The 24,839-nt window shown below is 74.2% G+C and carries 28 protein-coding genes; 11 read left to right on the top strand and 17 right to left on the bottom strand.

Annotated elements, in window-relative coordinates; translation table 11 throughout:
- The first annotated feature begins 68 nt into the window (after nucleotides 1-68).
- The 6 genes from ABTW87_RS14020 to ABTW87_RS13995 all read left to right on the top strand — a co-directional run bounded on the left by ABTW87_RS14020 (nucleotide 69) and on the right by ABTW87_RS13995 (nucleotide 4,660).
- Nucleotides 69-803: a DUF4142 domain-containing protein gene (locus ABTW87_RS14020; RefSeq protein ID WP_350651188.1), complete on the top strand. Its 735-nt coding sequence runs from the start codon at nucleotides 69-71 to the stop codon at nucleotides 801-803.
- A 23-nt stretch (nucleotides 804-826) separates the two neighbouring features.
- On the top strand, nucleotides 827-2,497 hold the full coding sequence (locus ABTW87_RS14015; RefSeq protein WP_350651187.1) for a copper resistance CopC/CopD family protein: 1,671 nt from the start codon (nucleotides 827-829) through the stop codon (nucleotides 2,495-2,497).
- A gap of 101 nt (nucleotides 2,498-2,598) precedes the next feature.
- Nucleotides 2,599-2,961, top strand: a complete 363-nt coding sequence (locus tag ABTW87_RS14010; protein ID WP_350651186.1) for a YbaB/EbfC family nucleoid-associated protein — start codon at nucleotides 2,599-2,601, stop codon at nucleotides 2,959-2,961.
- A 14-nt stretch (nucleotides 2,962-2,975) separates the two neighbouring features.
- On the top strand, nucleotides 2,976-3,296 hold the full coding sequence (locus ABTW87_RS14005) for a hypothetical protein (protein WP_350651185.1): 321 nt from the start codon (nucleotides 2,976-2,978) through the stop codon (nucleotides 3,294-3,296).
- Between the two features lie 3 nt (nucleotides 3,297-3,299).
- Nucleotides 3,300-4,352 (top strand): toxin glutamine deamidase domain-containing protein, encoded by a 1,053-nt coding sequence (locus ABTW87_RS14000; RefSeq protein WP_350651184.1) that lies wholly within the window; start codon nucleotides 3,300-3,302, stop codon nucleotides 4,350-4,352.
- Between the two features lie 11 nt (nucleotides 4,353-4,363).
- Nucleotides 4,364-4,660, top strand: coding sequence for a hypothetical protein (locus ABTW87_RS13995; protein ID WP_350651183.1), 297 nt, complete (start codon nucleotides 4,364-4,366; stop codon nucleotides 4,658-4,660).
- A gap of 7 nt (nucleotides 4,661-4,667) precedes the next feature.
- Here the strand turns inward: ABTW87_RS13995 and ABTW87_RS13990 are convergent, their stop codons facing one another.
- Genes ABTW87_RS13990 through tsaB form a run of 4 tightly spaced genes read right to left on the bottom strand, consistent with a single transcriptional unit; the run spans nucleotide 4,668 to nucleotide 7,114 of the window.
- A complete protein-coding gene (locus ABTW87_RS13990) occupies nucleotides 4,668-4,922 on the bottom strand; it encodes a hypothetical protein (protein ID WP_350651182.1) in 255 nt (84 codons plus the stop codon).
- A complete protein-coding gene (tsaD, locus tag ABTW87_RS13985) occupies nucleotides 4,919-5,983 on the bottom strand; it encodes a tRNA (adenosine(37)-N6)-threonylcarbamoyltransferase complex transferase subunit TsaD (RefSeq protein ID WP_350651181.1) in 1,065 nt (354 codons plus the stop codon). Before tsaD ends, ABTW87_RS13990 begins: the two co-directional genes overlap by 4 nt.
- Nucleotides 5,976-6,440, bottom strand: coding sequence for a ribosomal protein S18-alanine N-acetyltransferase (gene rimI, locus ABTW87_RS13980; RefSeq protein ID WP_350651180.1), 465 nt, complete (start codon nucleotides 6,438-6,440; stop codon nucleotides 5,976-5,978). Before rimI ends, tsaD begins: the two co-directional genes overlap by 8 nt.
- The gene (tsaB, locus tag ABTW87_RS13975; RefSeq protein WP_350651179.1) at nucleotides 6,437-7,114 is read right to left on the bottom strand and encodes a tRNA (adenosine(37)-N6)-threonylcarbamoyltransferase complex dimerization subunit type 1 TsaB; all 678 of its coding nucleotides are present in this window, start codon (nucleotides 7,112-7,114) and stop codon (nucleotides 6,437-6,439) included. The genes rimI and tsaB overlap by 4 nt, the downstream gene beginning before the upstream one ends.
- Nucleotides 7,115-7,312: 198 nt before the next feature.
- Here tsaB and ABTW87_RS13970 point away from each other — a divergent pair, with 198 nt between their 5' ends.
- Entirely contained in the window at nucleotides 7,313-8,014 is a 702-nt protein-coding gene (locus tag ABTW87_RS13970) for a helix-turn-helix domain-containing protein (protein ID WP_350651178.1), read from the top strand.
- On the opposite strand, the gene ung is transcribed toward ABTW87_RS13970, so the two are convergent.
- The 6 genes from ung to ABTW87_RS13940 all read right to left on the bottom strand — a co-directional run bounded on the left by ung (nucleotide 8,008) and on the right by ABTW87_RS13940 (nucleotide 13,384).
- A complete protein-coding gene (gene ung, locus ABTW87_RS13965; protein ID WP_350651177.1) occupies nucleotides 8,008-8,709 on the bottom strand; it encodes a uracil-DNA glycosylase in 702 nt (233 codons plus the stop codon). The two genes, ABTW87_RS13970 and ung, sit on opposite strands and share 7 nt — an antisense overlap.
- Before the next feature lie 63 nt (nucleotides 8,710-8,772).
- On the bottom strand, nucleotides 8,773-9,249 hold the full coding sequence (tsaE, locus tag ABTW87_RS13960; protein WP_350651176.1) for a tRNA (adenosine(37)-N6)-threonylcarbamoyltransferase complex ATPase subunit type 1 TsaE: 477 nt from the start codon (nucleotides 9,247-9,249) through the stop codon (nucleotides 8,773-8,775).
- The gene (locus tag ABTW87_RS13955) at nucleotides 9,246-10,340 is read right to left on the bottom strand and encodes an alpha/beta fold hydrolase (RefSeq protein WP_350651175.1); all 1,095 of its coding nucleotides are present in this window, start codon (nucleotides 10,338-10,340) and stop codon (nucleotides 9,246-9,248) included. The genes tsaE and ABTW87_RS13955 overlap by 4 nt, the downstream gene beginning before the upstream one ends.
- Entirely contained in the window at nucleotides 10,337-11,455 is a 1,119-nt protein-coding gene (gene alr / locus ABTW87_RS13950) for an alanine racemase (protein WP_350651174.1), read from the bottom strand. Before alr ends, ABTW87_RS13955 begins: the two co-directional genes overlap by 4 nt.
- Before the next feature lie 45 nt (nucleotides 11,456-11,500).
- On the bottom strand, nucleotides 11,501-12,970 hold the full coding sequence (locus tag ABTW87_RS13945; RefSeq protein WP_350651173.1) for an NAD(P)H-hydrate dehydratase: 1,470 nt from the start codon (nucleotides 12,968-12,970) through the stop codon (nucleotides 11,501-11,503).
- A 45-nt stretch (nucleotides 12,971-13,015) separates the two neighbouring features.
- Nucleotides 13,016-13,384, bottom strand: coding sequence for a holo-ACP synthase (locus ABTW87_RS13940; RefSeq protein ID WP_350651172.1), 369 nt, complete (start codon nucleotides 13,382-13,384; stop codon nucleotides 13,016-13,018).
- A 174-nt stretch (nucleotides 13,385-13,558) separates the two neighbouring features.
- On the opposite strand from ABTW87_RS13940, the gene ABTW87_RS13935 reads away from it, so the two are divergent.
- Nucleotides 13,559-13,855: a hypothetical protein gene (locus tag ABTW87_RS13935; RefSeq protein ID WP_350651171.1), complete on the top strand. Its 297-nt coding sequence runs from the start codon at nucleotides 13,559-13,561 to the stop codon at nucleotides 13,853-13,855.
- A complete protein-coding gene (locus ABTW87_RS13930) occupies nucleotides 13,852-15,456 on the top strand; it encodes an alpha/beta hydrolase (RefSeq protein ID WP_350651170.1) in 1,605 nt (534 codons plus the stop codon). The genes ABTW87_RS13935 and ABTW87_RS13930 overlap by 4 nt, the downstream gene beginning before the upstream one ends.
- Nucleotides 15,457-15,505: 49 nt before the next feature.
- On the opposite strand, the gene glmS is transcribed toward ABTW87_RS13930, so the two are convergent.
- On the bottom strand, nucleotides 15,506-17,419 hold the full coding sequence (glmS, locus tag ABTW87_RS13925) for a glutamine--fructose-6-phosphate transaminase (isomerizing) (protein ID WP_350651169.1): 1,914 nt from the start codon (nucleotides 17,417-17,419) through the stop codon (nucleotides 15,506-15,508).
- A gap of 162 nt (nucleotides 17,420-17,581) precedes the next feature.
- Here glmS and ABTW87_RS13920 point away from each other — a divergent pair, with 162 nt between their 5' ends.
- Nucleotides 17,582-18,775: a pyridoxal phosphate-dependent aminotransferase gene (locus ABTW87_RS13920; protein ID WP_350651168.1), complete on the top strand. Its 1,194-nt coding sequence runs from the start codon at nucleotides 17,582-17,584 to the stop codon at nucleotides 18,773-18,775.
- On the top strand, nucleotides 18,772-19,881 hold the full coding sequence (locus tag ABTW87_RS13915) for a threonine aldolase family protein (protein WP_350651167.1): 1,110 nt from the start codon (nucleotides 18,772-18,774) through the stop codon (nucleotides 19,879-19,881). Before ABTW87_RS13920 ends, ABTW87_RS13915 begins: the two co-directional genes overlap by 4 nt.
- Before the next feature lie 80 nt (nucleotides 19,882-19,961).
- Here the strand turns inward: ABTW87_RS13915 and glmM are convergent, their stop codons facing one another.
- The 6 genes from glmM to ABTW87_RS13885 form a co-directional block, all read right to left on the bottom strand.
- Nucleotides 19,962-21,317 (bottom strand): phosphoglucosamine mutase, encoded by a 1,356-nt coding sequence (gene glmM, locus ABTW87_RS13910; protein WP_350651166.1) that lies wholly within the window; start codon nucleotides 21,315-21,317, stop codon nucleotides 19,962-19,964.
- A gap of 111 nt (nucleotides 21,318-21,428) precedes the next feature.
- The gene (gene rpsI, locus ABTW87_RS13905) at nucleotides 21,429-21,893 is read right to left on the bottom strand and encodes a 30S ribosomal protein S9 (RefSeq protein WP_018784602.1); all 465 of its coding nucleotides are present in this window, start codon (nucleotides 21,891-21,893) and stop codon (nucleotides 21,429-21,431) included.
- A 20-nt stretch (nucleotides 21,894-21,913) separates the two neighbouring features.
- Nucleotides 21,914-22,357, bottom strand: a complete 444-nt coding sequence (gene rplM / locus ABTW87_RS13900) for a 50S ribosomal protein L13 (protein ID WP_018720634.1) — start codon at nucleotides 22,355-22,357, stop codon at nucleotides 21,914-21,916.
- A 206-nt stretch (nucleotides 22,358-22,563) separates the two neighbouring features.
- Nucleotides 22,564-23,931 (bottom strand): NarK family nitrate/nitrite MFS transporter, encoded by a 1,368-nt coding sequence (locus ABTW87_RS13895; RefSeq protein WP_350651165.1) that lies wholly within the window; start codon nucleotides 23,929-23,931, stop codon nucleotides 22,564-22,566.
- A gap of 176 nt (nucleotides 23,932-24,107) precedes the next feature.
- The gene (locus ABTW87_RS13890; RefSeq protein WP_350651164.1) at nucleotides 24,108-24,401 is read right to left on the bottom strand and encodes a type II toxin-antitoxin system PemK/MazF family toxin; all 294 of its coding nucleotides are present in this window, start codon (nucleotides 24,399-24,401) and stop codon (nucleotides 24,108-24,110) included.
- Nucleotides 24,391-24,648: a DUF6364 family protein gene (locus ABTW87_RS13885; protein ID WP_350651163.1), complete on the bottom strand. Its 258-nt coding sequence runs from the start codon at nucleotides 24,646-24,648 to the stop codon at nucleotides 24,391-24,393. Before ABTW87_RS13885 ends, ABTW87_RS13890 begins: the two co-directional genes overlap by 11 nt.
- Between the last annotated feature and the right edge of the window lie 191 nt (nucleotides 24,649-24,839).

Here is a 24,839-nt window from a genome sequence, read left to right as displayed (position 1 = left end):
GGGCGGCCGGCGGGGTGCGGCCACCCGGCCCAGACGTACCGGCCCGGACCTCAGGAGGCACCGCAGACATGGCACCGCGCAGATCCGCCCGTCGCCAGGGCCACCGGACCCGTCGTTTGGCGGTCCTGCTCATCGCGTTCGTCGCCGGGCTCGGTGTGCTGCCCGGCGTCGCCCTCGCCGCCCCGGCCGGCCAGCAGCTCAACGCCGCCGACGCCGCGCTGCTGGCCGGTGTCCGGCTGGCCGGGCTGTGGGAGATGCCCGCCGGCCAGATGGCCGCCGAGAAGGGACGGTCGCCGCGGGTACGGGAGATCGGCGCGGAGATCGCCAAGCAGCACGAGGAGCTGGACCGGCTGACCGTCGAGGCGGCGAACAAGCTCGGCGCGACCATCCCCACCGACCCGACCCCGGAGCAGAAGGGGTGGCTGACGGAGATGAAGAACGCGCGTGGGACGCAGTTCGACCAGATCTTCGTCACCCGGCTACGGGTCGCCCACGGCAACATCTTCCCGGTGATCGGCGCGGTGCGGGCCACCACTCGCGACCCGATCATCCGGGAACTCGCCGAGGCGGCCAACACGTTCGTCAACGACCACATGGCCATGCTGGAGAGCACCGGCCTGGTCCGTTGGGCCGAGCTGCCGCCGGCCGCACTGCCCGCGCCGGGCGACGACGGCCTGCTCGCCGCCGCCTCGGCCAACACCGCGCCGAGCTTCGGGGTCAGCAGCGCGCTGGTCTGGCTGGTGTTCCTCGGTGCCCTCGCCACCGGCGGCATCGCCACCTGGCGCATGGTCCGCCGCACCTGAAGCCGGTCGAGCCCGGACCCGTCATGCGGACGACGACGTCCTCCGCCGGACCGCGACCGCCGCACGGGCGTACCCGTGCGGCGGTCCTTTTCGGGCTGCTCGTGGGGGCGCTGTTCGCCGCCGTGGCCCCGGCGGCCCCGGCGGCCGCGCACGCCGTCGTGGTCGCCACGACCCCGCAGCGCGACGGGGTGGTCGGCTACGCGCCCCGCGAGGTGGTGATCACCTTCAGTGAACCCGTGGCACCGGTCCCCGGCCGGGTCCAGGTGCTCGCCCCGGACGGCCGACGGATCACCGCCGGGGAGCCGCAGATGCGGGGCACCACGATGCGCATCCCGGTCCGCGTGCCCGCCCGGCCGCTCGGCACGTACCTGGTCAGCTACCGGGTCGTCTCCGCGGACAGCCACCCGGTCGCCGGCAGCTTCACCTACTCCGCGGGCGCGCCCTCAGTCGCCCCGCCGCAACCCGCCGCCGACGAGGCGGCACCCGGTGGGCCGCTGGTCCCGGCCGCCAAGTACGCCGGCTACCTGGGACTTGTCGCGGCGGTGGGTCCGCCACTGCTCGCGGTCACGATGTGGCCCCGTCGGCGGTCCCGCCGCGGTGTCCTCGTCGTGGCGTGGGCCGGGCTCGGCCTGGTCGCCGCCGCCACGGTCGCGACGTGGGTCGGGCAGGCCGCCGAGGCGGTCGGCGTACCGGTCGGTGAGCTGACCGTCGCGGACCTGTCGGCGGCGGGCGGTGTCAGCACGGTGTTCGCCGTGCGGCTGGCGCTGGTCTGCGCCGCCGCGGCGCTGCTGCCGGCCGTCCTCCGCCCGGCTCCCGGCCGGTGGCGCGTCGCGGCGCTGGCGCTGGTGGGGCTCGCGGGGCTGGCCACCTGGCCGTTCGCCGGGCACCCGGTCGCCTCTCCCCTGCCGCCGGTGAGCGTCGCGCTGGGCACCATCCACGTCGCCGGCGTGACCGTCTGGCTCGGTGGGCTGCTCGCCCTGACGGCGTTCCTCCTGCCCCGGACCCACCCACGGGTCCTCGCCCGGATCCTCCCCGCCTGGTCCCGGTGCGCCACTCTCGCCGTGTGCTGGCTCGTCGTCGCCGGCCTGGGCCAGGCCGCGATCGAACTCGGCCGGCCGTCGGCGCTGCTGGCCAGCCCGTACGGGCGGTTGCTGTGCGCGAAGGCCGCTCTGCTCACCGTCGTCCTCGCGGTCGCCGCCGGACAGCGTCACCTCGTGCGGGCCCGGCTGGCCGCCGGCCGTCCCCGCTGGGTGTCCCGCGCGGCCGGCGTCGAGCTGGCGGTGACCGCGGTCGTGCTGGCCCTCACCGCGGCGCTCGTGCAGACCCCGCCGGGCCGCACCGCCGGGACGGAGGCCGCCGCGGCGACCCGGGAGGGGGTCGCCCGCTCCGTCGACACCGACCTGCTGACCGTGCAGTTCGACGTCTATCCCGCACGCGCCGGCGAGCTGAACAGCCTGCACGCCTACGTCTACACACCGGCCGGAAAGCCGCTACCGGTGGTCGAGTGGACCGTCACCGCCGCCCTCCCGGCCGCCGGCGTCGAGCCGATCGCCGTCCCGGTCGAGACACCGGAGCCGCACCACGGCAGCGCCGCGCTGCGCTTTCCGGTCCCCGGCGACTGGCTGCTGCGCATCACGACGCGGATCTCCGACATCGACCAGTCCACCGTCACCGCCACCGTGACCGTCCGCTGAGCGCGGCCGGGGCCGACGCGGGTGGCGGCGGGTCGTTAAGCTGCTCCGGACTGTGGATCACCCCGCGCTCCACAGCGGACGAACGGAATCGAGGTGTCCGGGTGACCGACCTGCCCAGCCAGTTCCTCGGCCGGTTCACCGGCACCCGGGCCACCGCCGAGGCGGCGGACGGGCTGGTGCGCCTCGTGGTCGACGGCACCGGCGACCTGCTCGAGCTGGACCTCGACCCGCGTGCGATGCGGCTGCCCGCGGTGGATCTGGCCGCGGCGATCCGGGCGGCGTTCGCGACCGCCCGGGCCGAGGTGCAGGCCGCCCTCCAGGAGCAGCTCGCCGCGGCGCCGCCGGCGCTCCCGGACGGGCTCGGCCCGCTGCTCGACGAGGTCGGCACCGGCGCGCAGCGCCGGCTCGACGATCTCACCGCCACCGCCCAGCAGCTGGCCGACCGGCTGAACCGCCTCGGCTGAGGGGAGACGACGGCATGCAGCCGATGCAGACCGAGCCGGAGGTGCTGGCCGGCGCCGCCCAGCAGATCGCGGGCGTCGCGGTGGAGCTGGACGACGGTCTCACCGCCCTGACCGCCACGGTCACCACCGACAACCCGTGGGGCGCCGACGAACCGGGGACCGTGTTCGGTGCCGCGTACACCGAGGTGCTCTCGCACGCCCTCGAGACGTACGGATCGCACGTGCAGCAGCTGTTGACGGCGGCGGAGAACCTGGCCGGCTGGGCCCGGGAGGTGGTGGAGGCGGACGAACGCTCGGACGCGCTCTTCCGTTCCATCGGCGGGTCGGGCGGCTGACGGATGGGTCTGGAACTTCCCGCCGAGCTGACCGAGCCGCTCAGCTGGATCGGCCTGGAGTGGCCACAGGCCGACGAGGAGCTGCTCTTCGCCGCCGGCCAGCAGTGGCTGGCCTTCGGTGGCCGGCTGCAGGCCGCCGCCGACCGCGCCAACGGCGCCGCCGACGCGGTCCGCCGGCACAACGCCGGCGCCACCGTCGACGCCTTCGAGCAGTGGTGGAACCGGGACGACGGCCCACGTACGCGGTTGCTGGAAGACGCCATCGCCGCCCAGCTCATCGGCACGGTGCTGATCATCTTCGCGGCGATGACACTCGCGCTGAAGATCGCCTTCATCGTCCAGCTGATCATCCTGCTGGTGCAGGTCACCATCGCGATCGCGTCCGCCGTGGCCACCTTCGGCGCGTCCACCGCGACCGTGCCCGGCTTCATCGCCGCCACCCGGATCGTCTGCCAACGCCTCGTCAAACAGATCGTCAAGCAGGTCCAGACCCTGCTCAAGCAGATCCTCGAACAGGCGAAGAAGCTGCTCAAGCTGGTCCGTACGGCCGGCGCGAAGCGGGCCGCCCGCAAGGTCGAGAAGCAGATCGCGGCCGACCTGAGGCGGGTCAACCCGAAGTTCGACACCAGCACCCCGCACTACTCCGCCAACTGCACCCACTGCGTGCAGGCGTACGAGTTGCGCCGCCGGGGCATCGACGTCGAGGCGACCGCCCTGCCCGACAAGTTCCACCCGTGGCGGGGCCGTCCCCTCGCCGACGTCGAGAACACGTGGGGGCGACGGTTCAGCGACGGCAGCCAGGCCGACATCGAGAAGGCGTTCGACGGGTACGGCCCCGGTTCCCGTGGTGTCGTCTACATCGAGTGGCAGAACGGTCAGGGCGCCCACGTGTTCAATGTGGAGAACGTGGGCGGCAAGGTCCGCTTCATCGACGGCCAGAACGCCGGCCGGGACGTGGCCGACTACTTCGGCCAGGGGCAGAACACGTCCTTCCTCCGCCTGGACGACATACCGATGCCCGGAGGGCTCACCGAGTTCGTCCGGCCGCCCGGATAGGATCACCCGCCATGGCTGTGAGCTACGAGCAGGCCCGCGAGATCGTCCGTCGCGCCACCGAGCCGGACTGGCCGGTGGGCACCTACTGCCTGGACGACCGGCAGATCACCGAGAACGACACCGTCTACGTCTTCCGGGTCGGTGCCCGGGAGCACATCGTCGACGGCGACAAGTCGTACTCGATGATCGGCTCGGTGCCGGTGGTGCACAAGGCGGACGGCCGGCTCGAGTGGGTGCCGTCGTTCCAGATCGGCACCGACCGGTCGTTCCGCAACCGGGCGAACCCCGCGCCGACGCTTCGGGTGTGAGCCCGGATCAGCGGTCGACCTGGGTGAAGTCCCAGGAGTGCGGCGGGCGGGCGACAAGGGTCACCGGCGGGTCGGGCAGGGGTCGGGGGTTGCCCCGCCACTTGGAGATCACCACGACCCGGTGGTCGGTGGAGGAGAAGACCTCGCTGGACAGGTGCAGCGGGTCGTGGTCGAACTCGGGCAGCGCGGTGTCGCACACCCAGGTGATCAGGTCGGCCACCCCGTACGGCTCGGCCCGCACCTCCCACATCCGGACGATCACGCCGCCTCCTCCCCCGACACGCTGACCGTGGTGAGCGGCATCGCGGAGTCGGCGGGCAGGTCCAGCCGGCTCGGCGCGACACCCGAGGCGACCAGGTGCGAGCCGAGCGCCGCGACCATCGCCCCGTTGTCGGTGCACAACTTCGGTCGCGGCATCCGCACCCGGATCCCGTGCTTCGCGGCGCGCTCTACGGCCATCGCCCGCAGCCGCGAGTTGGCCGCCACGCCCCCGCCGATCACCAGCGTCTCCACCCCGTTCGTCCGGCAGGCGTCCAGCGCCTTCGCGACCAGCACGTCGCAGACCGCCTCCTGGAAGGACGCGGCGACGTCCGCCACCGGGACCGTCTCGCCGGCCCGCTGCCGCGCCTCCACCCAGCGGGCCACCGCCGTCTTCAGGCCGGAGAAGGAGAAGTCGTAGCGGTGCGCGGCCAGGTCCTTGGGGGCGGTCAGCCCGCGCGGGAACCCGATGGCCCCCGGGTCGCCCGCCCGGGCCTCGCGGTCGATGTACGGGCCGCCGGGGAAGGGCAGGCCCAGCAGCCGGGCCACCTTGTCGAACGCCTCGCCCGCCGCGTCGTCGATCGTGGCGCCGAGTGGGGTGACACCCCGGGCCAGGTCGTCGACCAGCAGCAGCGACGAGTGCCCGCCGGACACCAGCAGGGCGACCGCCGGTTCGGGCAGCGGCCCGTGCTCCAGGGTGTCCACCGCGACGTGGGCGGCGAGGTGGTTGACGCCGTACACCGGCTTCTCGGCGGCGAGCGCGTACCCCTTGGCGGCGGCGACACCGACAAGCAGCGCACCGGCCAGTCCGGGGCCGGAGGTGACCGCGATGGCGTCGACGTCGGCGAGCGTCACGCCCGCCTCCGTCAGCGCCCGGTCCATCGTGGGCACGATCGCCTCCAGGTGGGCGCGGCTGGCCACCTCGGGCACCACGCCGCCGAACCGGGCGTGCTGCTCGACGCTGCTGGCCAGCGCGTCGGCGAGCAGCGTGTGACCGCGTACGATGCCCACCCCGGTCTCGTCACAGGAGGTCTCGATCCCGAGTACCAGGGGTTCGTCAGCCATCACCCAACTCCTCGTACCGCTGCATGACCAGCGCGTCGACGTTGCGCGGCTGGTAGTAGCCGCGCCGCACACCGATCACCTCGAAGCCGTACGCCGCGTAGAGCTTCTGCGCCGGGGCGTTGTCCGCGGCCACCTCGAGCAGGGTGCTCCGGACGCGCAGCCGCGCCGCCTCGGCCAGCAGGGCCTCCAGGAGCAGTCGCCCGACGCCCCGCCGCTGCGCGTCCCGGCGGACGGCGATGTTCTGCACCCACGCCTCCTCCGGCGGCGCGGCCAGGAGCCCCGCGTAGCCGAGCAGGCTCCCGTCGCCGTCGGTCGCGACGAGGTAGTGGTGCCCGTTGGCCAGTTCGTTCCAGAACATCGCGGCGGACCACCGCTCGGCGCCGAACAGGTCCGCCTCGAGCGGCAGCACCTCGTCGATGTGCCACCAGCGGAACCGCTCCAGCCGTACTCCGTTCACGGTAGGACCGGCTTGCGGGCCGTCGCCGCGACGGCATCGGGCCGCCGCAGGTAGAGCGGGGTGAGCGGCTCGCTCGCGGCCCCGGCCCGGATCCGCTCCGCCGCAAGCGTCGCCAGGACCGCCGCCTCCGGGTAGCGGGGCTCGTCCCGGACCGGCAGGGCCAGCGTCTGCGCGTACCGGTGCGCGCCGTCGCCGACCGCGACGGTGACCGCGAGGTCGCGGGCGCGCTCGGCGGCGACCGCCGGGGCCGACACCTCGGGCCCGACGATCCGCTGGCCGGCGCCGTCGTAGACCGCCCAGTAGATCTCCCGGCGTCGCGCGTCGCTCGCGGCCAGCACCGGTTCGCCGGCGGCCGCCGGGTGGCCGATCCCGTCCAGCGAGCAGACACCGTACGTGGGGACGCCGAGCACCTGCCCCATCGTGGCGGCGGTGACCAGCCCGACCCGCAGCCCGGTGAACGGGCCGGGGCCGAGACCCGCGACGATCGCCGCGAGGTCGGCCGGGCGGGCGTCCGCGTCGGCGAGGACCGCGTCCACCTGCGGCGCGAGCAGTTCCCCGTGGGCGCGGGCGTCGACGGTGCTGCGGTGCGCCCGGGGCTCGACGCCGGCCGCCGAGACCTCCACCAGCGCGGCGGTCACCGCGGGCGTGGAGCTGTCCACCACGAGTACGAGCACGGTGAACCAGCGTAGCCGCCCACCCGTCACCCGCCGTCACGCCCCGCCCCCGCCCGACCTGTCGCGCCGAGGCGGCCGAGCCGCGCCGGCCCGGCGTGTCGCGCGCCGGAGGCATACTCGCCGATGAGCCATATTCCTGACAGGCATGAATATGACTGAGCGGCATACCGCTCTTCGCCGAGTTGCCATCCTCGGCCGGTGACCGAGAGTCGTCTCGCCCAGCAGATCGCCGCGACGCTCCGCCGGGAACGGACCACCCGGCTCCTGACCCAGACCGCCCTCGCCGAGCTGGCCGGCATCAGTCAGGGCGCCGTCGCCCGCATCGAGCGCGGCCACCGGGTGCCGAGCATCCCGCTCGTCGAGCGGGTGTTCGCCGCGCTTGGTCTCCAGCTGTGCGTCTCGGTGGAGCGGCTCGACGCCCACCTGGACGCCCAGCTCGACGACCTCGCCGCGCGGCCGCTGGCCGACCGGCTGCTCGACCTGCCGCTGGACCGGATCCAGCAACGGCTCGGCGACCTGCCGCACCTGCTGACCGGCGGCACCGCCGCGCTGCTCCAGGGCGCTCCGGTGCCCACGGACGCCGTCGAGATCGCCGTCCGCTGGCGCGACTCGACCCGGTTCACCGACTGGCTCGAGGCCGCCTACGGGCAGCGGTGGAACGAGCGCTGGGGTGACTACGGCGGGCTGCGGTTGGAACCGGAGGAGCCCGGGGAGCACCGTTGGCGTACCCGGTACGGCGAGATCCGGGCCCACATGTGCGACGAACTGCCGGAGGCCGTCGAGGTGCGGCACGGCGACCGGAGCTACCGGGTGGTGCCCCTGGCGCAGGTGGAGCTGACCGATCCGCGGACCGCCGCGCTGCTGACCCGGTGGCGTGCCCGGGCCGGTGCCCGTCAGTGAGCCGTGCGCTCCCAGTCGATCATCGGCAGGCCGGCGTCGGCGAGGGCCTTGTTGGCCGCGCTGAACGGGCGGCTGCCGAGGAAACCGCGCGGGTTCATCGGGCTGGGATGACCGGCCTCCAGCACCACGTGGCGTGGGTTGGTCACCAGGGCGGCCTTCTTGCGCGCGTACCCGCCCCAGAGCAGGAAGACCACGCGGCTGTCCAGCGCGTCCAGCGCACGGATCGTGGCGTCGGTGAACTCCTCCCAGCCGGAGTTGGCGTGCGAGCCCGGGCTGGCCTGGCGGACGGTCAGCACCGCGTTGAGCAGCAGCACACCCTGCGCGGCCCAGCCGCTGAGGTTGCCGCCCGCCGGCTTCGGCACGCCCAGATCCTCACCCAGCTCCTTGAAGACGTTGCGCAGCGACGGCGGCACCGCCACCCCGTCCCGGACGCTGAAGCTCAGCCCGTGCGCCTGCCCCACCCGGTGGTACGGATCCTGCCCGAGGATGAGCACCCGGCAGTCCGCGGGCGCGCAGAGCCGGTAGGCCGAGAAGAGATCCTCGATCGGCGGGAAGACGGTCTGCGTGGCGTACTCCCGGGCGACGAAACGGGCGAGCGCGGCGGTGCGGGCCGGGTCGAGGTGCGGGGTGAGCACGCCACGCCACTCCTCCGGCAGCAGCGCCAGCAGGTCCAGGGTGGGAACGTCGTCGGGCATGGGCCGCCTTTCCGGTCGGGTCGGTCCCGCGCACTCTAGGCCGCCGGTCCGACAGATCCCGCGTCAGCCCAGCGCGGCCAGCCGGGTCGCCCAGTCGCCGCCGACCGGCTCCAGGTCGACCACCCGGGTGTCGTCGTCCCGGCGGTCGATGCGGATCCGCAGGTGCGCGTCGACCAGCTGCTCGACCAGCCCCTCCCCCCACTCGACCACGGTCACCGACTCGTCCACCGACGCGTCCAGGTCCAGGTCGTCGATCTCGGCGCGCGGGTCGGCCGCGTCGCCGAGCCGGTACGCGTCGGCGTGCACGAGCGCCACCCGGCCGCCCAGGATCTGGTCCGGCCGGTGGACGCGGGCGATGACGAACGTGGGCGAGGTGACGTCCCCGGTGACGCCGAGCCCCGCCCCGATGCCCTGGGTCAGCGCCGTCTTGCCGGCCCCCAGCGGGCCCGTCAGCAGCAACAGGTCCCCGGCGCGCAGCACGCCGGCCAGCCGCCGGCCGAACGCGTGGGTGTCCTCGACGGTCGCCAGGGTGACCCTCACAGCTCCTCCAGGAACCGGACGAGCGCGGCGTTGACCTCGTCGGCGTGCTCCAGCATCACGACGTGCCCGCTGTCCGGGACCTGCACGAACTCGGCGTGCGGCAGCCGGCGGACGATCTCCTCCGAGTGCGTCACCGGCGTGATCATGTCCTTGTCGCCGACGATCACCAGCACCGGCGTGCCGCTGAGCGCGGCAAGCGCCGGAAAACGCGAGTGGGTGGCGAGGGTCCGCAGGTACCGGGTCACCGTGTCAGCGGAGGTCCGCGAGTTCATGTCCTCCACGTACGACACCAGAGCCGGGCTGGGGCGGCGGGTGCCGAATCCGTACTTGCGGGTGAGCAGCCAGGCGACGTTGGTGGTGGACTTCCGCGCTCGGTCGATCACCGTGCCGCCATAGCGGGTGGCGTTGCTCATCATGTAGAGCACCGGCGCGCCCACCCGACCCAGGAGGGCCGGCGCGACCAGCTTGGTCTCCGCCAGCAGGCCGCCCGAGGTGGCCATCAGCACGGTGCCCACCACCCGGTTCCCGAACAACTCGGGGAACAGCTCCGCGAACGCCATGATGGTCATGCCGCCCATCGAGTGGCCGACCAGCACCAGCGGGCCCTCCGGTGCGGTGCGGTCGATCACCGCGCGCAGCGTGCGGCCGAGCGCGGTCAGGTCGTACTCGCCGGTCTCCAGCCGGCCGGAGCGGCCGTGTCCGGGCTGGTCGTACGCCACAATTCGGTGCTCGCCCCGCTCGGCGAGCAGCTTGCGCTGGAAGTGGAAGGTCCCCATGTCCAGGCAGAACCCGTGCACCAGCACGACCGTCGGGTTCGCCGCGACCGGCCGGGTCGGCTCGACGACCTCGACGTGGATGTCGGTGCCGTCCGGCATCTCCAGGGTCAGCGCCTCGTCGTACCGCTGTTCGCCGAACGCCTCGGCCGCGTACCGGTCGGTCGGGTCGGCCTTCAGGCGGCGGACCAGCGCGCGTTCGGTCGCGACGCCCGCGGCGAGACCGGCGGCGGCGACCCCGACGGCGGCCAGCGCGCCGACGGCGGCCCGGGCCGGGCCGGAGCGGGGCAGAGGGATCCGGGGGCGGGACGACGTCACGGGCGCTCGCCGTCGTAGACGCGGGGCACCCGGGTGCTGCCGAACCGGGTGACGATCTCGTAGTTGATCGTGCCGACCGCCTCGGCCCAGTCGTCCGCGGTGGGCTCTCCGTTCAGGCCGCTGCCGAAGAGGGTGGCCACGTCGCCGGCGGCGACCGGGTCGTCGCCGCAGTCGATGACGAACTGGTCCATGCAGACCCGGCCGGAGATCGTCCGCCGGACGCCGCCGAGCTGCACCGGACCGCTGTTGGAGGCGTGCCGGGGAACCCCGTCGGCGTAGCCGAGCGGGACCACCGCGAGGTTGCTCTCCCGCTGGGTGGTGTACGTGTGACCGTAGGAGACACCGGCGCCCGCCGGCACCCGCTTGGTGAGCATGACCCGGGCGCGGGCGGTCATCGCCGGGCGCAACCCGTAGCTCTCGCCGGCCACCGGGGAGAGACCGTAGACGGCGAGCCCAGGTCGGACCAGGTCGAAGTGAGCGTCCGGCCGGGTCAGCGTGGCCGCCGAGTTGGCCAGGTGGCGGTGCCGCGGGCGCAGTCCCGCCTTCTCCACCATGCCCAGCCCCTCATGGAAGACGGCGAGCTGGCGGTCGATGGTCGGGTGGCCGGGCGAGTCGGCGTACGCGAAATGACTCCACACCCCGACCACCTCGACCAAACCGTCGGCCTGTGCCTTGGCCGCGGCGTCGAGCAGGGCCGGCCAGTCGGCGACGGTCGCACCGCCCCGGGACAGGCCCGTGTCGATCTTGAGGTGCAGCCGGGCCGGCCGCCCGGCCGCCCGGCCCGCCTCGATCATCTCGTCGAGCTGCGGCAGGCTGGCCGCGCCGAGGTCGACCCCGGCCGTCACACCCTCGTGCAGCGGCAGGCCCGGTGCGAGCAGCCAGGCCAGCACCGGCACGGTGATCCCCGCCCGGCGCAGCGTGAGCGCCTCGTCGAGGGTGCAGACGCCGAGCCAGTCGGCGCCCCCGTCCAGCGCGGCACGGGCGGCCGGAACCATCCCGTGGCCGTACCCGTCGCCCTTGACCACCGCCATCAGCTCGGCGGTGGTGCCGGACCTCAGCCGGCTCACGTTCTCGCGGATCGCGTCAAGGTCGACGCGCACCTCGGCCTGCCACATACCCCCAGCCTACTGAGCTGATCACCGGACCCGGCGGCGCACCGCTCAGGGGAGGCGGGCCAGCACCGGGCGCAGCGCGGTCGCCACGTCGGAAGCGGTCACCGGGCCGCCCCGGGCCGCCTCCCGGCCGGCCAGCCCGTGCAGGTACGCGGCCGCGGCGGCGGCCCGTTCCGGGGCGAGGCCCGCCGCGAGCAGCGAGCCGAGCAGCCCGGCCAGCACGTCCCCCGTGCCACCGGTGGCCAGCGCCGGGGTGCCGGTCGGGTTGACGTACGCCCGGCCGTCCGGCGTGCCGATCACCGTACGGTCGCCCTTGAGCAGCACCACCGCGTTCATCCAGGCCGCGAGGCGCAGGGTGGCGGCCACCCGGTCGGCGCCCGGCGTCTCCCCGCAGAGCCGGGTGAACTCCCGGTCGTGCGGCGTGACCACGATCGGGGCGTCCCGCCGCCGGAGCTGCTCGGCGAGCGAGCCGTCCACCAGCAGGGTCAGCGCGTCCGCGTCGAGCACCGCCGGCACCGGCGCCGCCAGCACGGCCCGCAGTTCGGCGGCCGCGCCGTCACCGGTGCCGAGCCCGGAGCCGCAGACCCACGCCTGCACCCGCCCGGCGTCGGCGACCCGGTCGGTGGCGATCACCGACGGGTGGTGGTGCAGCACCTCGGCGCGCGCGCCCCCGGCGTACCGGACCATGCCGGTCGGGCCGGCCAACGCGCCGGCGACCGACAGCACCGCGGCCCCCGGGTAGGTGGCCGAGCCGGTAGCGACGCCGACCACCCCCCGGCTGTACTTCTCCGATGCCGCGCCGAGCCGGGGCCACCAGTCCGCCACGTCCGACCACTCGGTCACCCGCAGCGCGGGGGTCCCGCGCAGCCACGGCTCCAGCCCGATGTCGACCAGCTCGACCTGGCCGGCGAGCGGAGCCGCGGAACCCACCACCAGCGCCGGCTTGAGCGCGCCGAAGGTGACCGTGACGTCGGCGCGGACGGCGGTCGGCCGGCCGGAGGCGGAGAGCGGAACGTGCCCGGTGTCCACGGCCACCCCGCTGGGCACGTCCACCGCGACGACGGTCGCCCGGTCGCCGTCCCGGCCGCAGCGCCCCGCCAGGCTCGCCGCGAGTTGGTCGGCCGTCTCCCGGAGCCCACCGCTGCCGCCGATGCCCACGATGCCGTCGAGCACGAGGTCGACCCGGGCGGGCGGGCGCTCGACCAGCCGGCCGCCGGCGGCCCGGAACGCCGCCAGCCCTTCGGCGTGCGCCCGGCCCGGGCTCAGCAGCACGGCCGACACGGCCGCCCCGCGCCGGGCCAGGCGCGCGCCGGCGAAGAGCGCGTCGCCGCCGTTGTCCCCCGAGCCGACGAGCAACAGCACCTGGGCGCCGTACACGCCGCCACGCTCGTCCAGCAGGAGCGCGCAGCGGCGGGCCAGGCCGGCCGCGGCGCGCTGCATAAGCGTTCCGGGCGGAAGCGTCGCCATCAGGCCCGCCTCCGCGGCTCGTACGTCCGCCACTCGCCACACCGGTCTCATGCCACTCCCGTCCCCGTGCCCCGGCGTGCCCGGCACGCCACCCGATCAGCGTTCCGCGACCACCATCGCCGACGCGATCCCGCCGTCGTGCGACAGCGAGAGGTGCCAGCGGTTCACGCCCCGCTCGGCCGCGGCCGCGGCGACCGTGCCGGACACGGTCAGCCAGGGCCGCCCGTCCGGATCCGGCACGATCTCGCAGTCGTGCCAGCTCAACCCGGCCGGCGCGCCGAGCGCCTTGGCCACCGCCTCCTTGGCGGCGAACCGGGCGGCGAGCGACTCGGGCGAGCGGGGGTTTCCGGAGCGGGTGTACCGCTCGGCCTCGGTGAAGAGCCGGTCGGCGAGCAGCGGCGTCCGGGTCAGCGCGCGGGCGAACCGCTCCACCAGGACCACGTCGATGCCGACCGCGACGATCACGCGCTCACCCTACCGGCGTGGGATGGCGCACATTAGCGGTCGGCGGCGGGCCGGGCAACGGCTGTGGACAACCCGCCGGTCCGGCGGCGGCCGGTCGTCCACAGGGCACCCCCGGCGGCCCCGCCTGCGCCTAGCGTTCCGTCCGGTCGAGGCCCACGGCACCACGGGGTGGAGATGATCGAGGAGATGTTCAGCGTCCGGCCGGACGCGCTGCGCCGCGGCGCGGTCGCGCTCGCCGACGACGCGTACCGGCTGGCGCACGGGTTGGCCGGGTCGTCCGGCCTGGTGGTGGCGGCCCCGGAGTGGGCGGCCGGGGCGGCGCTGGCCGGCTTGGAACGGGCGGTGCACGCCTGGCTCGGCGAGCTGGGGGCGCGGGTGGCGGTGACCGGCGCGGCGGTCCGCGCGGCGGCGGACGCGTACGACGCCGTGGACGACCGGGCGGCCGCCCGGCTCACCGGCGCGCCGCGGTGACCGCTCCCACCCCGTCCGGGATCGGTTACCGGGAGCTGTGGGCGGCGGATCCCGGGGCCTGGCGGCTGGCCGGCACGGCCTGGTCCGGGACGGCCGCCCTGGTGCAGCGGCGGGGCGGCGAGCTGGCGACGGGTGCCGCCGGCCTGCGGGAGGCGTGGTCGGGTCGGGCCGCCGGCACCGCCGACGCCCGCCTCGGCGGGCTGCGCACGGAGCTGCTCGCCGGCCGTCCGGGGCTGATCGAGGCGGACCAGGTGCTCGCCGAGTTCGGCGGCCGGCTCGCCGTGGCCAGGGCCCGGCTCAGCGCGGCGGTCGCGCTTGCCGACCGGTCGGGCGTGCAGGTGGACCGTGGCGGGCGGGTGAGCGCCGGCCCCGCCCGGCCGGCGACGCCCGGCACCGGGCGGGCGGCCGCCGAGGTGGCCGCGGCGATCGGTGCGGCACTCGACGTGGCACGGGCCGCCGACCGGGAGGCGGCCGGGCGGCTCGCCGAGCTGTCCGGCGCGGCCGGAGCCGGTTGGGCCGCCGCGCCCCCGCCCGGGCGGCCCCGCCCCGGTGCCACCCCGGCGGCCGTCCGGTCCTGGTGGGCGGCGCTGACCCCGGCCCAGCGCCGGTGGCTGGTGGCGCACGAGCCGGAGCGGATCGGCTGCCTCGACGGGGTGCCGGTGGCGGCCCGGGACCAGGCCAACCGGCTGCTGCTCGGGCGGCACCGGGAGGAGCTGCTGGGCGCGCGCCGCCGGCTGCTCGGGCGGGTGCCGCCCGGGCCGGTCGAGCTGGTCGGGTTGCGCCGGGTCGAGGCGGCGCTCGCCGGGCTGGACGCGGTGACCGCCCGCCTGGCCGCGCCCGAGGGCCCGCGGGCGTACCTGCTGGGGCTCGCCACGCAGGGCGAGGGCCGGGCCGTGGTGGCGCTCGGCAACCCGGACCGCAGCGGACCCGTGCTGACGTACGTGCCGGGCATGACCGCGGGCCTGGACGACGTGTCCGGGGAGCTGGACCGGGCGGCCCGGGTGCTGTCGCGGTGCGCGAGCCGCGCCCCGGAGGAGGAGGCCGCCGCGGTGCTCTGGCTGGACTACGACGCCCCGGACTTCCTGCACGAGGCCGCGTGGCCGGGGCAGGCGGGCGACGCGGGGCGGGCGCTGCACCGGTTCCAGGAGGGGCTCAGCGTCACCCATGACGGTCCGGACGCGCGGCGGACCGTGCTCGGGCACAGCTACGGGTCGCTGGTCGTGGGCGCCACCGCCCGCGACCACGGGCTGGCCGCCGACGCGCTGGTCTTCCTCGGCTCCCCCGGTGTCGGCGTGGACCACGCCCGCGAGCTGGGGCTGCCGCCGGGCGGGGTGTGGGCGAGCACGGCGCCCGACGACGTGATCCGGCTGGCCCGCTCCCCGGAGGAGCTGCTCCGGCGGCCGCTGCTGGCCGCCTCACCGCTCGGCGCGGCGGTGGCCCTGCTCGACGGGCCGGACCGGCAGCTGTGGTTCGGGCGGGACCCGGCCGACCCGGGATTCGGCGGCCACACGTTCCCCAGCGGCCGGTACGGCCACACCGGCTACTGGCACCCGGACAATCCGGCGCTGGACGGCGTGGCGCGCGTCGTCCTCGGGCGCTGAGACCGGCACCCGCCGGACCGGGAGACGGTCCGGCGGGCACCGGCCCGGTTCACTCGACCGTGACGGACTTCGCCAGGTTGCGGGGCTGGTCGACGTCAAGGCCCCGGGCGGCGGCGATCTCCGCGGCGAGGACCTGCAGCGGCACCGTGGTGACCAGCGGCGCGAGCAACGTCGGCGTACGCGGGACGTAGATGAGGTGGTCGGCGTACCGGACGACCGCCTCGTCCCCCTCCTCGGCGATGACGATGGTCCGGGCGCCGCGCGCGCGGACCTCCTGGATGTTGGAGACGACCTTGTCGTGCAGCATGCCGCGGCCCACCGGCGACGGCACGATGCAGATCACCGGCGTGCCCTTGTCGATGAGCGAGATCGGGCCGTGCTTCAGCTCACCGGCGGCGAAGCCCTCGGCGTGCATGTACGCGAGCTCCTTGAGCTTCAGCGCGCCTTCGAGCGCCACCGGGTAACCCACGTGCCGGCCGATGAACAGCACGGTCGGCTCGGACTTCAGCTCACGGCCCAGCTCGCGGACCGGCTCGATCCGGTCCAGCAGCTCGCGCAGCTTGCCGGGCATCTCCTGGAGCTGGGCCACCACGGCGCCGACCTCGTCGGCGAACTTGATCCCGCGCACCTGGGCCAGGTGCAGCCCGATCAGGTAGCACGCGACGACCTGGGTGAGGAACGCCTTGGTGGACGCGACCGCGATCTCCGGGCCGCCGTGCGTGTACAGCACCGCGTCGGACTCGCGCGGGATGGTCGAGCCGTTGGTGTTGCAGATGGCCAGCACGCGGGCCTTCTGCTCCTTGGCGTGGCGCAGCGCCATAAGCGTGTCCATGGTCTCGCCGGACTGCGAGATCACCACGATCAGGGTGGACCGGTCGAGCACCGGGTCCCGGTAGCGGAACTCGCTGGCCAGCTCCACCTCGCAGGGGATCCGGGTCCAGTGCTCGATGGCGTACTTGGCGACCAGGCCGGCGTGGTAGGACGTGCCGCAGGCCACGATGAAGATCTTGTCGACGTCGCGCAGGTCCTGGTCGCTGAGACGGACCTCGTCGAGCATGATCTCGCCGGACTCGGTGAGCCGGCCGAGCAGCGTGTCCGCGATGGCCTGCGGCTGCTCCTCGATCTCCTTGAGCATGAACCAGTCGTAGCCGCCCTTCTCGGCGGCCGAGGAGTCCCAGTCGATGTGGAAGTCCTTGCCGGTGGCGGGCTGGCCGGCGAAGTCGGTGATCTCGATGGTGTCGCCGGTGATCAGGACGATCTGGTCCTGACCCAGCTCGATCGCGTCCCGGGTGTGCTCGATGAAGGCGGCGACGTCACTGGCGAGGTAGTTCTCGCCGTCACCCCGGCCGACGACCAGGGGCGAGTTGCGCCGCGCGCCGACGACCGCGCCGGGGATGCCGGCGTCGACGGCGAGCAGGGTGAAGGCGCCCTCCAGGCGCTGGCAGACGACGCGCATCCCGGCGGCGAGCAGGTGCGGGCCGTCCGGGTGGCCGGCGGCGCGCAGGTCGGCCAGGGCGGCGGCGAGCAGGTGCGCGGCGCACTCGGTGTCGGTGTCGCTGGCGAAGAGGACGCCGTCGGCCTCCAGCTCGGTGCGCAGCTTCGCGAAGTTCTCGATGATGCCGTTGTGGATCACGGCGACGCGCCCGTCCGGGGAGAGGTGCGGGTGGGCGTTGCGGTCGGTGGGACCGCCGTGGGTGGCCCAGCGGGTGTGGCCGATGCCGGTGGTGCCGTCGCCGATGCCGATCGGGCTGGCGGCGCAGGACTCCGGGTCGTCGGCGGCGCGTTCGGAGAGCACCTTCTCCAGGTTGGCCAGCTTGCCGGCCTTCTTCTCGGTCAGCAGCTCGTCGTCGCAGACGACGGCGACGCCGGCCGAGTCGTAGCCGCGGTACTCCAGCCGCCGCAACCCGTCGAGAACGATGCCGAGCGCCGGGCGCGCGCCGGCGTAACCCACGATTCCACACATGGGTGGCAGCCTAACCCAGTTTCGCTCATCGCGCGTGCTCGGAATACCGGTAAACGATCAGCAACTTTGAGCGAACGGAACGTCCCATGACGCTGAGTGACGAACCGCCGTCGAGGACCGCGCCCGGTTGAACCGGCACGGACAGTCCGTAGGCTGACGGGCGTGACGACCGCCCACGTCGATCCCCTGGTGGCCCGGATGCGCCCGTTCGGGACGACGATCTTCGCCGAGATGTCCGCCCTGGCCGTCCGCACCGGGGCCGTCAACCTGGGCCAGGGCTTTCCGGACACCGACGGCCCGCCGGAGATGCTGGCCGCCGCGGCCGAGGCGCTGCGCAGCGGGCAGAACCAGTACCCGCCCGGCCCGGGCATCCCCGCGCTACGCGCCGCCGTCGCCGCGCACCAGAGCCGGTTCTGGGGCCTGGCGTACGACCCGGACGGCGAGATCGTGGTGACCGCCGGCGCGACCGAGGCGATCGCCGCGGCGATCCTCGCTCTCTGCGAGCCGGGCGACGAGGTGATCTGCTTCGAGCCGTACTACGACTCGTACGCCGCCTCGATCGCGCTCGCCGGCGCGGTCCGCCGACCGGTCACGCTCCGGCCGGGCGCCGACGGCCGGTACGCCTTCGACGGTGACGCGCTGCGCGCCGCGTTCGGGCCGCGTACCCGGCTGGTGCTGCTCAACAGCCCGCACAACCCGACCGGGAAGGTGTTCACCCCGGACGAGCTGGCCCTGATCGCCGAGCTGTGCCAGGAGCACGACGTGTACGCGGTCACCGACGAGGTGTACGAGCACCTGGTGTTCACGGACGCCGCGACCGGTCACGTGCCGCTGGCGACGCTGCCCGGGATGCGGGAGCGGACGCTACGGATCTCCTCGGCGGGCAAGACGTTCTCCTGCACCGGCTGGAAAGTCGGCTGGGCGAGCGGACCGGCGCCCCTGGTCTCCGCCGTACTGCGGGTCAAGCAGTTCCTGACGTTCGCGGGCGCCGCTCCGCTGCAGCCCGCCGTCGCGGTGGCGCTGGGCCTCGGCGACGACTACTTCACCGCGTTCCGCGACGGGATGCAGGCCCGCCGGGACCAACTGGTCGCCGGCCTCGCCGACGCCGGGTTCGAGGTGCTCACGCCGGAGGGCACGTACTTCGTCACCGCCGACGTCACCCCGCTCGGCGGCCGGGACGGGGTGGAGTTCTGCCGGTCGCTGCCGGAGCGCTGCGGCGTGGTGGCGGTACCGACGCAGGTCTTCTACGACGACCCGGAGGCCGGCCGGCGGCTGGTCCGGTTCGCCTTCTGCAAGCGCCCGCAGGTGCTGACCGAGGCGGTCACCCGGCTGCGCGTCCTGGGAGTGCGGCGGTGACCGGCGCGGCGGACGACCGGGCCCGTCGGCTCACCGCCCTGCGGGGCTGCGACGTGATCCTGTCCGGCACGCGTCCGTCGACAGTGGGTGAGCGGCTGGCGGCGATGCGGGCCGCGCTGCCGGACGACGGGCTGCCCGACGTGTACGGCGAGGGCGGCGTCGTCGAGGCCGTCGAGCAGCGGGTCGCCGACCTGCTCGGCAGCGACGCCGCCGTCCTGTTCCCCACCGGCACCATGGCCCAGCAGGTCGCGCTCCGCCACGCCGCCGAGCTGACCGGCCGCGACGTGGTCGCGCTGCACCCGCTCAGCCACCCGCTCGTGCACGAGCGGGACGCGTACGCGGTCCTCACCGGCCTGCGCGCGGCCCGCACCCCGGACGGCACCCGGTGCCCCACCGCCGGGGAGGTCGCCGACCTCGCCGAGCCGTTCGGCACGCTGCTGCTCGAGCTGCCGCTGCGCGACGCCGGGTTCGTCCTGCCCACCTGGGCGGAGCTGACAGCGGTCGTCGCCGCCGCGCGGGAGCGCGGTGCCCGGGTGCACGTCGACGGCGCCCGCCTGTGGGAGTCCACGGTGTACCTGGGTCGGCCGGCCTCGGCGGTCACCGCCCTGGTCGACAGCGTCTACGTCTCGCTCTACAAGTCACTCGGCGGCACCTCGGGAGCGGTGCTGGCCGGCGACCCGGAGCTGGCCCGGTACGCGCGGGCCTGGCGACACCGCTACGGCGGCAACCTCTTCCAGCAGTGGCCCGCGGCGCTGGCCGCGCGGCACGGGCTCGAGCAGGAACTGCCGCGCCTGCCCGGCTACGTCGCCCACGCCCGGCTGGTCGCCGAGGCGCTGGCCACCCTGCCCGGCGCCCGGGTCTTCCCCGCCCCACCGCACACCCACCAGTTCCGGCTCTGGCTGCCGCATGCGGCCGACGCGCTCAACGACGCCGCCCTGGCCCTGGCCGAGGAGGAGAAGGCGTGGTTCGTGGGCCAGTGGCGGGACACCGAGGTACCCGGGCTGGCACTGGCGGAGGTCACCGTGGCCGGCCCGGCGCTGGAGCTGGACGCCGGCCAGGTCATCGACCTGGCCGGCCGCTTCCTGCACCACGTCCGGACCGGCTGACGAGGCGGGCCGGTCGTCCAGGCACGGGGCGGGCGCCAGCAGCACCGGGCCCGCCGCGCACCCGGGCCGACGTGACGGCGTCAGACGACCGGGCTGGCCGTGCGGACCTGCTCGGCGATCCGCTCGGCCACCGACCGGGCGGCCGCCTCCGTGGCGGCCTCGACCATGACCCGGACCAGCGGCTCGGTACCCGACGGGCGCAGCAGCACACGACCGGTCTCGCCCAGCTCCGCCTCGGCCCGCTCGACCTCGGAGCGCACGGCGGGCGCCGCGGCGCCGACCGTACGGTCACCGACCGGCACGTTGATCAGGACCTGGGGCAGCCGGGTGACCACACCGGCCAGGTCGGCCAGGGACTTCCCGGTGGCCGCCATCCGCGACATCAGGTGCAGGCCGGTCAGCACGCCGTCGCCGGTCGTCGCGTACGCGGGCATCACGATGTGCCCGCTCTGCTCGCCGCCCAGCGCCAGGCCGGAGGAGCGCAGCTCCTCCAGCACGTACCGGTCGCCGACCTTGGTCTCGACCAGCCGGATGCCCTCCCGGGACATGGCCAGGCGCAGGCCGAGGTTGCTCATCACCGTGGCGACAAGCGTGTCGCCGGTGAGGGTGCCGGCCTCCCGCATGGCCAGCGCGAGGATCGCCATCACCTGGTCGCCGTCGACCTCGTCGCCGTCGGCGGTCACCGCGACGCACCGGTCGGCGTCCCCGTCATGGGCGATGCCCAGGTGCGCGCCGTGCTCGACGACCGCCTGCCGCAGCGCCTCGATGTGGTTCGAGCCGCACTCGTCGTTGATGTTGAGCCCGTCCGGCTCGGCGTGGATCGCGATTACCTCGGCGCCGGCCTCCCGGTACGCCGCGGGCGCCACCTCGGCGGCCGCACCGTTGGCGCAGTCCACCACGACCTTGATCCCGTCGAGCCGGTGCGGGACCGTACCGACCAGGTGCTGCACGTAGTGGTCCGCTCCGTCGAGCAGGTCGTGGACCCGGCCCACACCGGCGCCGACCGGGCGCTTCCAGGCGGTGGTGGCGTTCGCCTCGACGGCCGCCTCGATCTTCATCTCGATCTCGTCCGGCAGCTTGTGCCCGCCGGCGGCGAAGAGCTTGATGCCGTTGTCCGGCATCGGGTTGTGCGACGCGGAGAGCATCACACCCAGGTCGGCCTTGGCCTCCGCGGTGAGGAACGCCACCGCCGGGGTCGGCAGCACGCCGACCCGGACGACGTTCGCCCCGGCGCTGGTGAGCCCGGCGACCACGGCGGCCTCCAGCATCTCGCCGCTGGCCCGGGTGTCCCGGCCGACGACGGCGAGTGGGGGGTGGCTCCGGTCCGACTCGGCCAGGGTGTGCGCGGCGGCCACCGCCACCGCGAGGGCCAACTCGGGCGTGAGATCCGCGTTCGCCCGCCCGCGTACGCCGTCAGTGCCGAACAACCGGCCCATACGCCAACCTCCGATGGAACTGCCGATGGTGGGAAGCGGAACGGCCGGACCACCTCCCGTCGCGGGGAGGCGGCCCGGCCGTCCGTCAGAAGTACAACGTGCAGCTGAGGGTCAGCGCTTCGAGTACTGGGGAGCCTTGCGGGCCTTCTTGAGGCCGTACTTCTTGCTCTCCTTGACCCGCGCGTCACGGGTGAGGAAGCCGGCCTTCTTCAGGGCCGGGCGGTCGTCCGGCTCGCTGACGATCAGCGCCCGGGCGATGGCCAGGCGGAGCGCGCCGGCCTGACCGGTGGTGCCGCCACCGCGCAGGTTGGCGATCACGTCGAAGGCCTCGGGCTTCTCGGCGGTGACCAGCGGGTCCTTGATGAGCTGCTGGTGCACCTTGCTCGGGAAGTAGGCCTCGAGGTCCCGGCCGTTGCAGGTGATCTTGCCGGTGCCCGGGACGATGCGGACCCGGACGATGGCCTCCTTGCGGCGGCCGACGGTCTGGATCGGCCGGTCACCACGGGGCGCGCGGGCGACGGGCGCCGGCGCCTCGGTGGCCTCGGGGGCGACCTCGGTGGCGGTGATGTCGGTCATGCTGCTTTCCTCGCCCGCGCTCACTGCGCGATCTGCTTGATCTCGAACGGCACCGGCTGCTGCGCGCCGTGCGGGTGCTCGGCACCGGCGTAGACCTTCAGCTTCTTGATGAGCTTACGGCCGAGCTTGTTGTGCGGGAGCATCCCCTTGACGGCCAGCTCGATGGCCCGCTCGGGACGCTTGGTCAGCAGCTCGTCGTACCCGACCTGCTTCAGACCACCGGGGTAGCCGGAGTGGCGGTAGGCGATCTTCTGCTGCCGCTTGTTGCCGGTCAGCGCGACCTTGCCCGCGTTCACGATGACGACGAAGTCGCCCGTGTCGACGTGCGGCGCGAAAGTCGGCTTGTGCTTGCCGCGCAACAGCGTGGCGGCGTGGGTGGCCAGGCGGCCCAGCACGACATCAGAGGCGTCGATGACGTGCCACTGACGCTCGATCTCACCCGGCTTCGGGCTGTACGTACGCACAGGTCTACCTTGTCTCGTCGTCGGTCTGGGGTCTCGCGCCGGGTGACCATGGTGTCCAGGCCGAACCAGCGCGCACGAACGACCAAGCGTACCTCAGGCGGCACGCCACTAGATGTCGCACAACAGCAGGTAACGATACCCAACGCCGCGCCGGGCGGTCAAAACGGGGTCCGGCCAGCGCGCCGGACCCCGTCACGTGGCCCGGCTCACACCCGGGCCCGGGCCATCCGCGCTCCCGGCCGCAGGTACGCGGCCCAGGTCACCACGATCATCACCAGGAAGAACCCGACGTAGAACCGCAGCGCGGGCTGGATGTCGCCGTAGGTCGACTTCGCCCAGGCGTAGCAGATCGGGACGAGGAAGCCGCCGAAGGCGCCGACCGACGAGATGACACCCAGCGCACCGGCGGCCTGGCGGCGCATCAGCAGCATGATCTCCGGCGAGCCGCCGAGGTCCTCCCCCTTGACCTGGAAGATCCGGGAGATCATCCGGTACGTCGAGCCGTTGCCGATGCCGGTCGCGACGAACAGCAGCATGAACGCCAGGAAGAAGACGCCGAGACGGCGCTCCTGCACCGACCACAGGGCCAGGTACGCCCCGCCGGCCATCAGCACGAAGCTGGCGACGGTGACCCGGGCGCCGCCGATCGCGTCGGAGAGGCGGCCGCCGAACGGCCGGCAGACCGAGCCCACCGCCGCGCCGAGGAACGCCCAGGACAACGCGATGTCGGGTCGACCGAAGACCCCGTTGAGGAGGGTCGGGAAGGCCGCCGAGTAGCCGATGAACGAGCCGAAGGTGCCGATGTACAGGAACGACATGACCCAGGTGTCCCGGTGCCGCAGCGAGGACCAGACCGGCCCCACGTCGGCCTTCGCCTCCGCCAGGTTGTCCATGAACAGGTAGGCGCAGACCGCCGCGATGACGGCGAGCGGGATGTACATCAAGCCGGCGCGGGCCAGCGCCAGGCCGGCGCCCAGCACGATCACCTGGGGCACCAGGAACTGCACCACGGCGACACCGATGTTGCCGCCGGCCGCGTTCAGGCCGAGCGCCCAGCCCTTCTCCCGCTCCGGGTAGAAGAACGAGATGTTCGCCATGCTGGAGGCGAAGTTGCCGCCGCCGAGACCGGCCGTGGCGGCGATCAGCAGCAACGGCACGAACCCGATCTCCGGGTGCTGCACCGCCCAGGCCAGCCCCGCGCACGGGACGATCAGCAGCAGGGCGGAGACGACCGTCCAGTTCCGCCCGCCGAAGACCGGGACGGCGAAGGTGTACGGCAGCCGCAGCAGGGCGCCGACGCCACTGGGCACCGCGGTCAGCCACAGCGCCTGGCTGGTGGTCAACTGCCACCCGACGTCGTCCAGCCGGACGACGACGATGCTCCAGAGCAGCCACACCGAGAAGCCGATGTGCTCGGCGAAGATCGACCAGATGAGGTTGCGCCGGGCGATCCGGCGGCCGACGGCCCCCCAGAACCCGGCGTCCTCCGGGGCCCAGTGCCCGATCCACCGGCCGGGCCGGCGTTGCAGGTCGATCTCCTCGGTGGTTCTGCCTGGGACGGTCGTCGTGGTCATCGGGCGCTCCTTCCGGGCCGGGCGGGGGTCGTGATCGCACGCCCCCCGGCCGGCGGGTGTCGAGCGACCACGGCCGAGAAGTTAGGCACCCGCCGTTACCGGAGCGTTCGTCGACGAATTCGGGCAGGCAACGGTGATCGCACCGGGCCACCGGACGGCCGGTGAGAAGAAGCCGCTCAGAGTTGCTGGAGGATCCGCAGCGCCCGGCCCACCCGGTGCATGGTCTCCGTGTCGGCGATGTCCACGCACTCGGTGAACCACTTCTTCATCGGGGAGGAGAGCCGGTCCGGCATCACCACCCGATCACCCATCGGCACCGCGAGGGGCGAGTCGCGCAGCAACGTCGCCTCGACCACCTCCGCGACGATCACGATGGGCACCGCCGTGGAGTTGTAGACATCGGAGCTGATCACCAGCCCCAACCGCTCGCGGGCGCCCGAGATGCGCCAGACCTCACCCCTACGCAGCACGCGGGCGACCGCCGAAGAGCAGGTCGTCGACCATGCCCACCTCGCGGGCGTCGGCGAGGGCGGCGGACTCCAGGTCGAGGCCGGCCCGACCGACGGCGTCGGCGTGCGCGGAGAAGACCTCGCGCAGGGCCTTCTCCCGGGCCGCCTGGTCCATCCACGCGGACAGGGAGAGCCCCTCGCGCTTGGCGAACCGCCGGGCCTCCTCGATCGTCTCGTCCGAGAACGACAGGGTCACCTTGGCAGTCATGCCGGCCAGATTACCCACTGGTATGACCGTCAGTCATCCCGGCTGGCGCCCGTCGGCAAAACGGTCAGGCGATTCTCGATCGACTCGGGATGCGGCAAGCCGCGGCCTCGGCCTGCCCCGACGCCCCCGGACGCGGCGTCCCGCGAACGGGCCCCGCGGACCGGTGCGCTGCCCCGGTGCGGTGTGAACCG

This window comes from Micromonospora sp. NPDC126480 (genome assembly GCF_040302465.1).
Lineage (GTDB): Bacteria > Actinomycetota > Actinomycetes > Mycobacteriales > Micromonosporaceae > Micromonospora.
The sequence above is the reverse complement of the archived record's forward strand: the minus strand, read 5'-3'. Positions and strand labels throughout refer to the sequence as shown.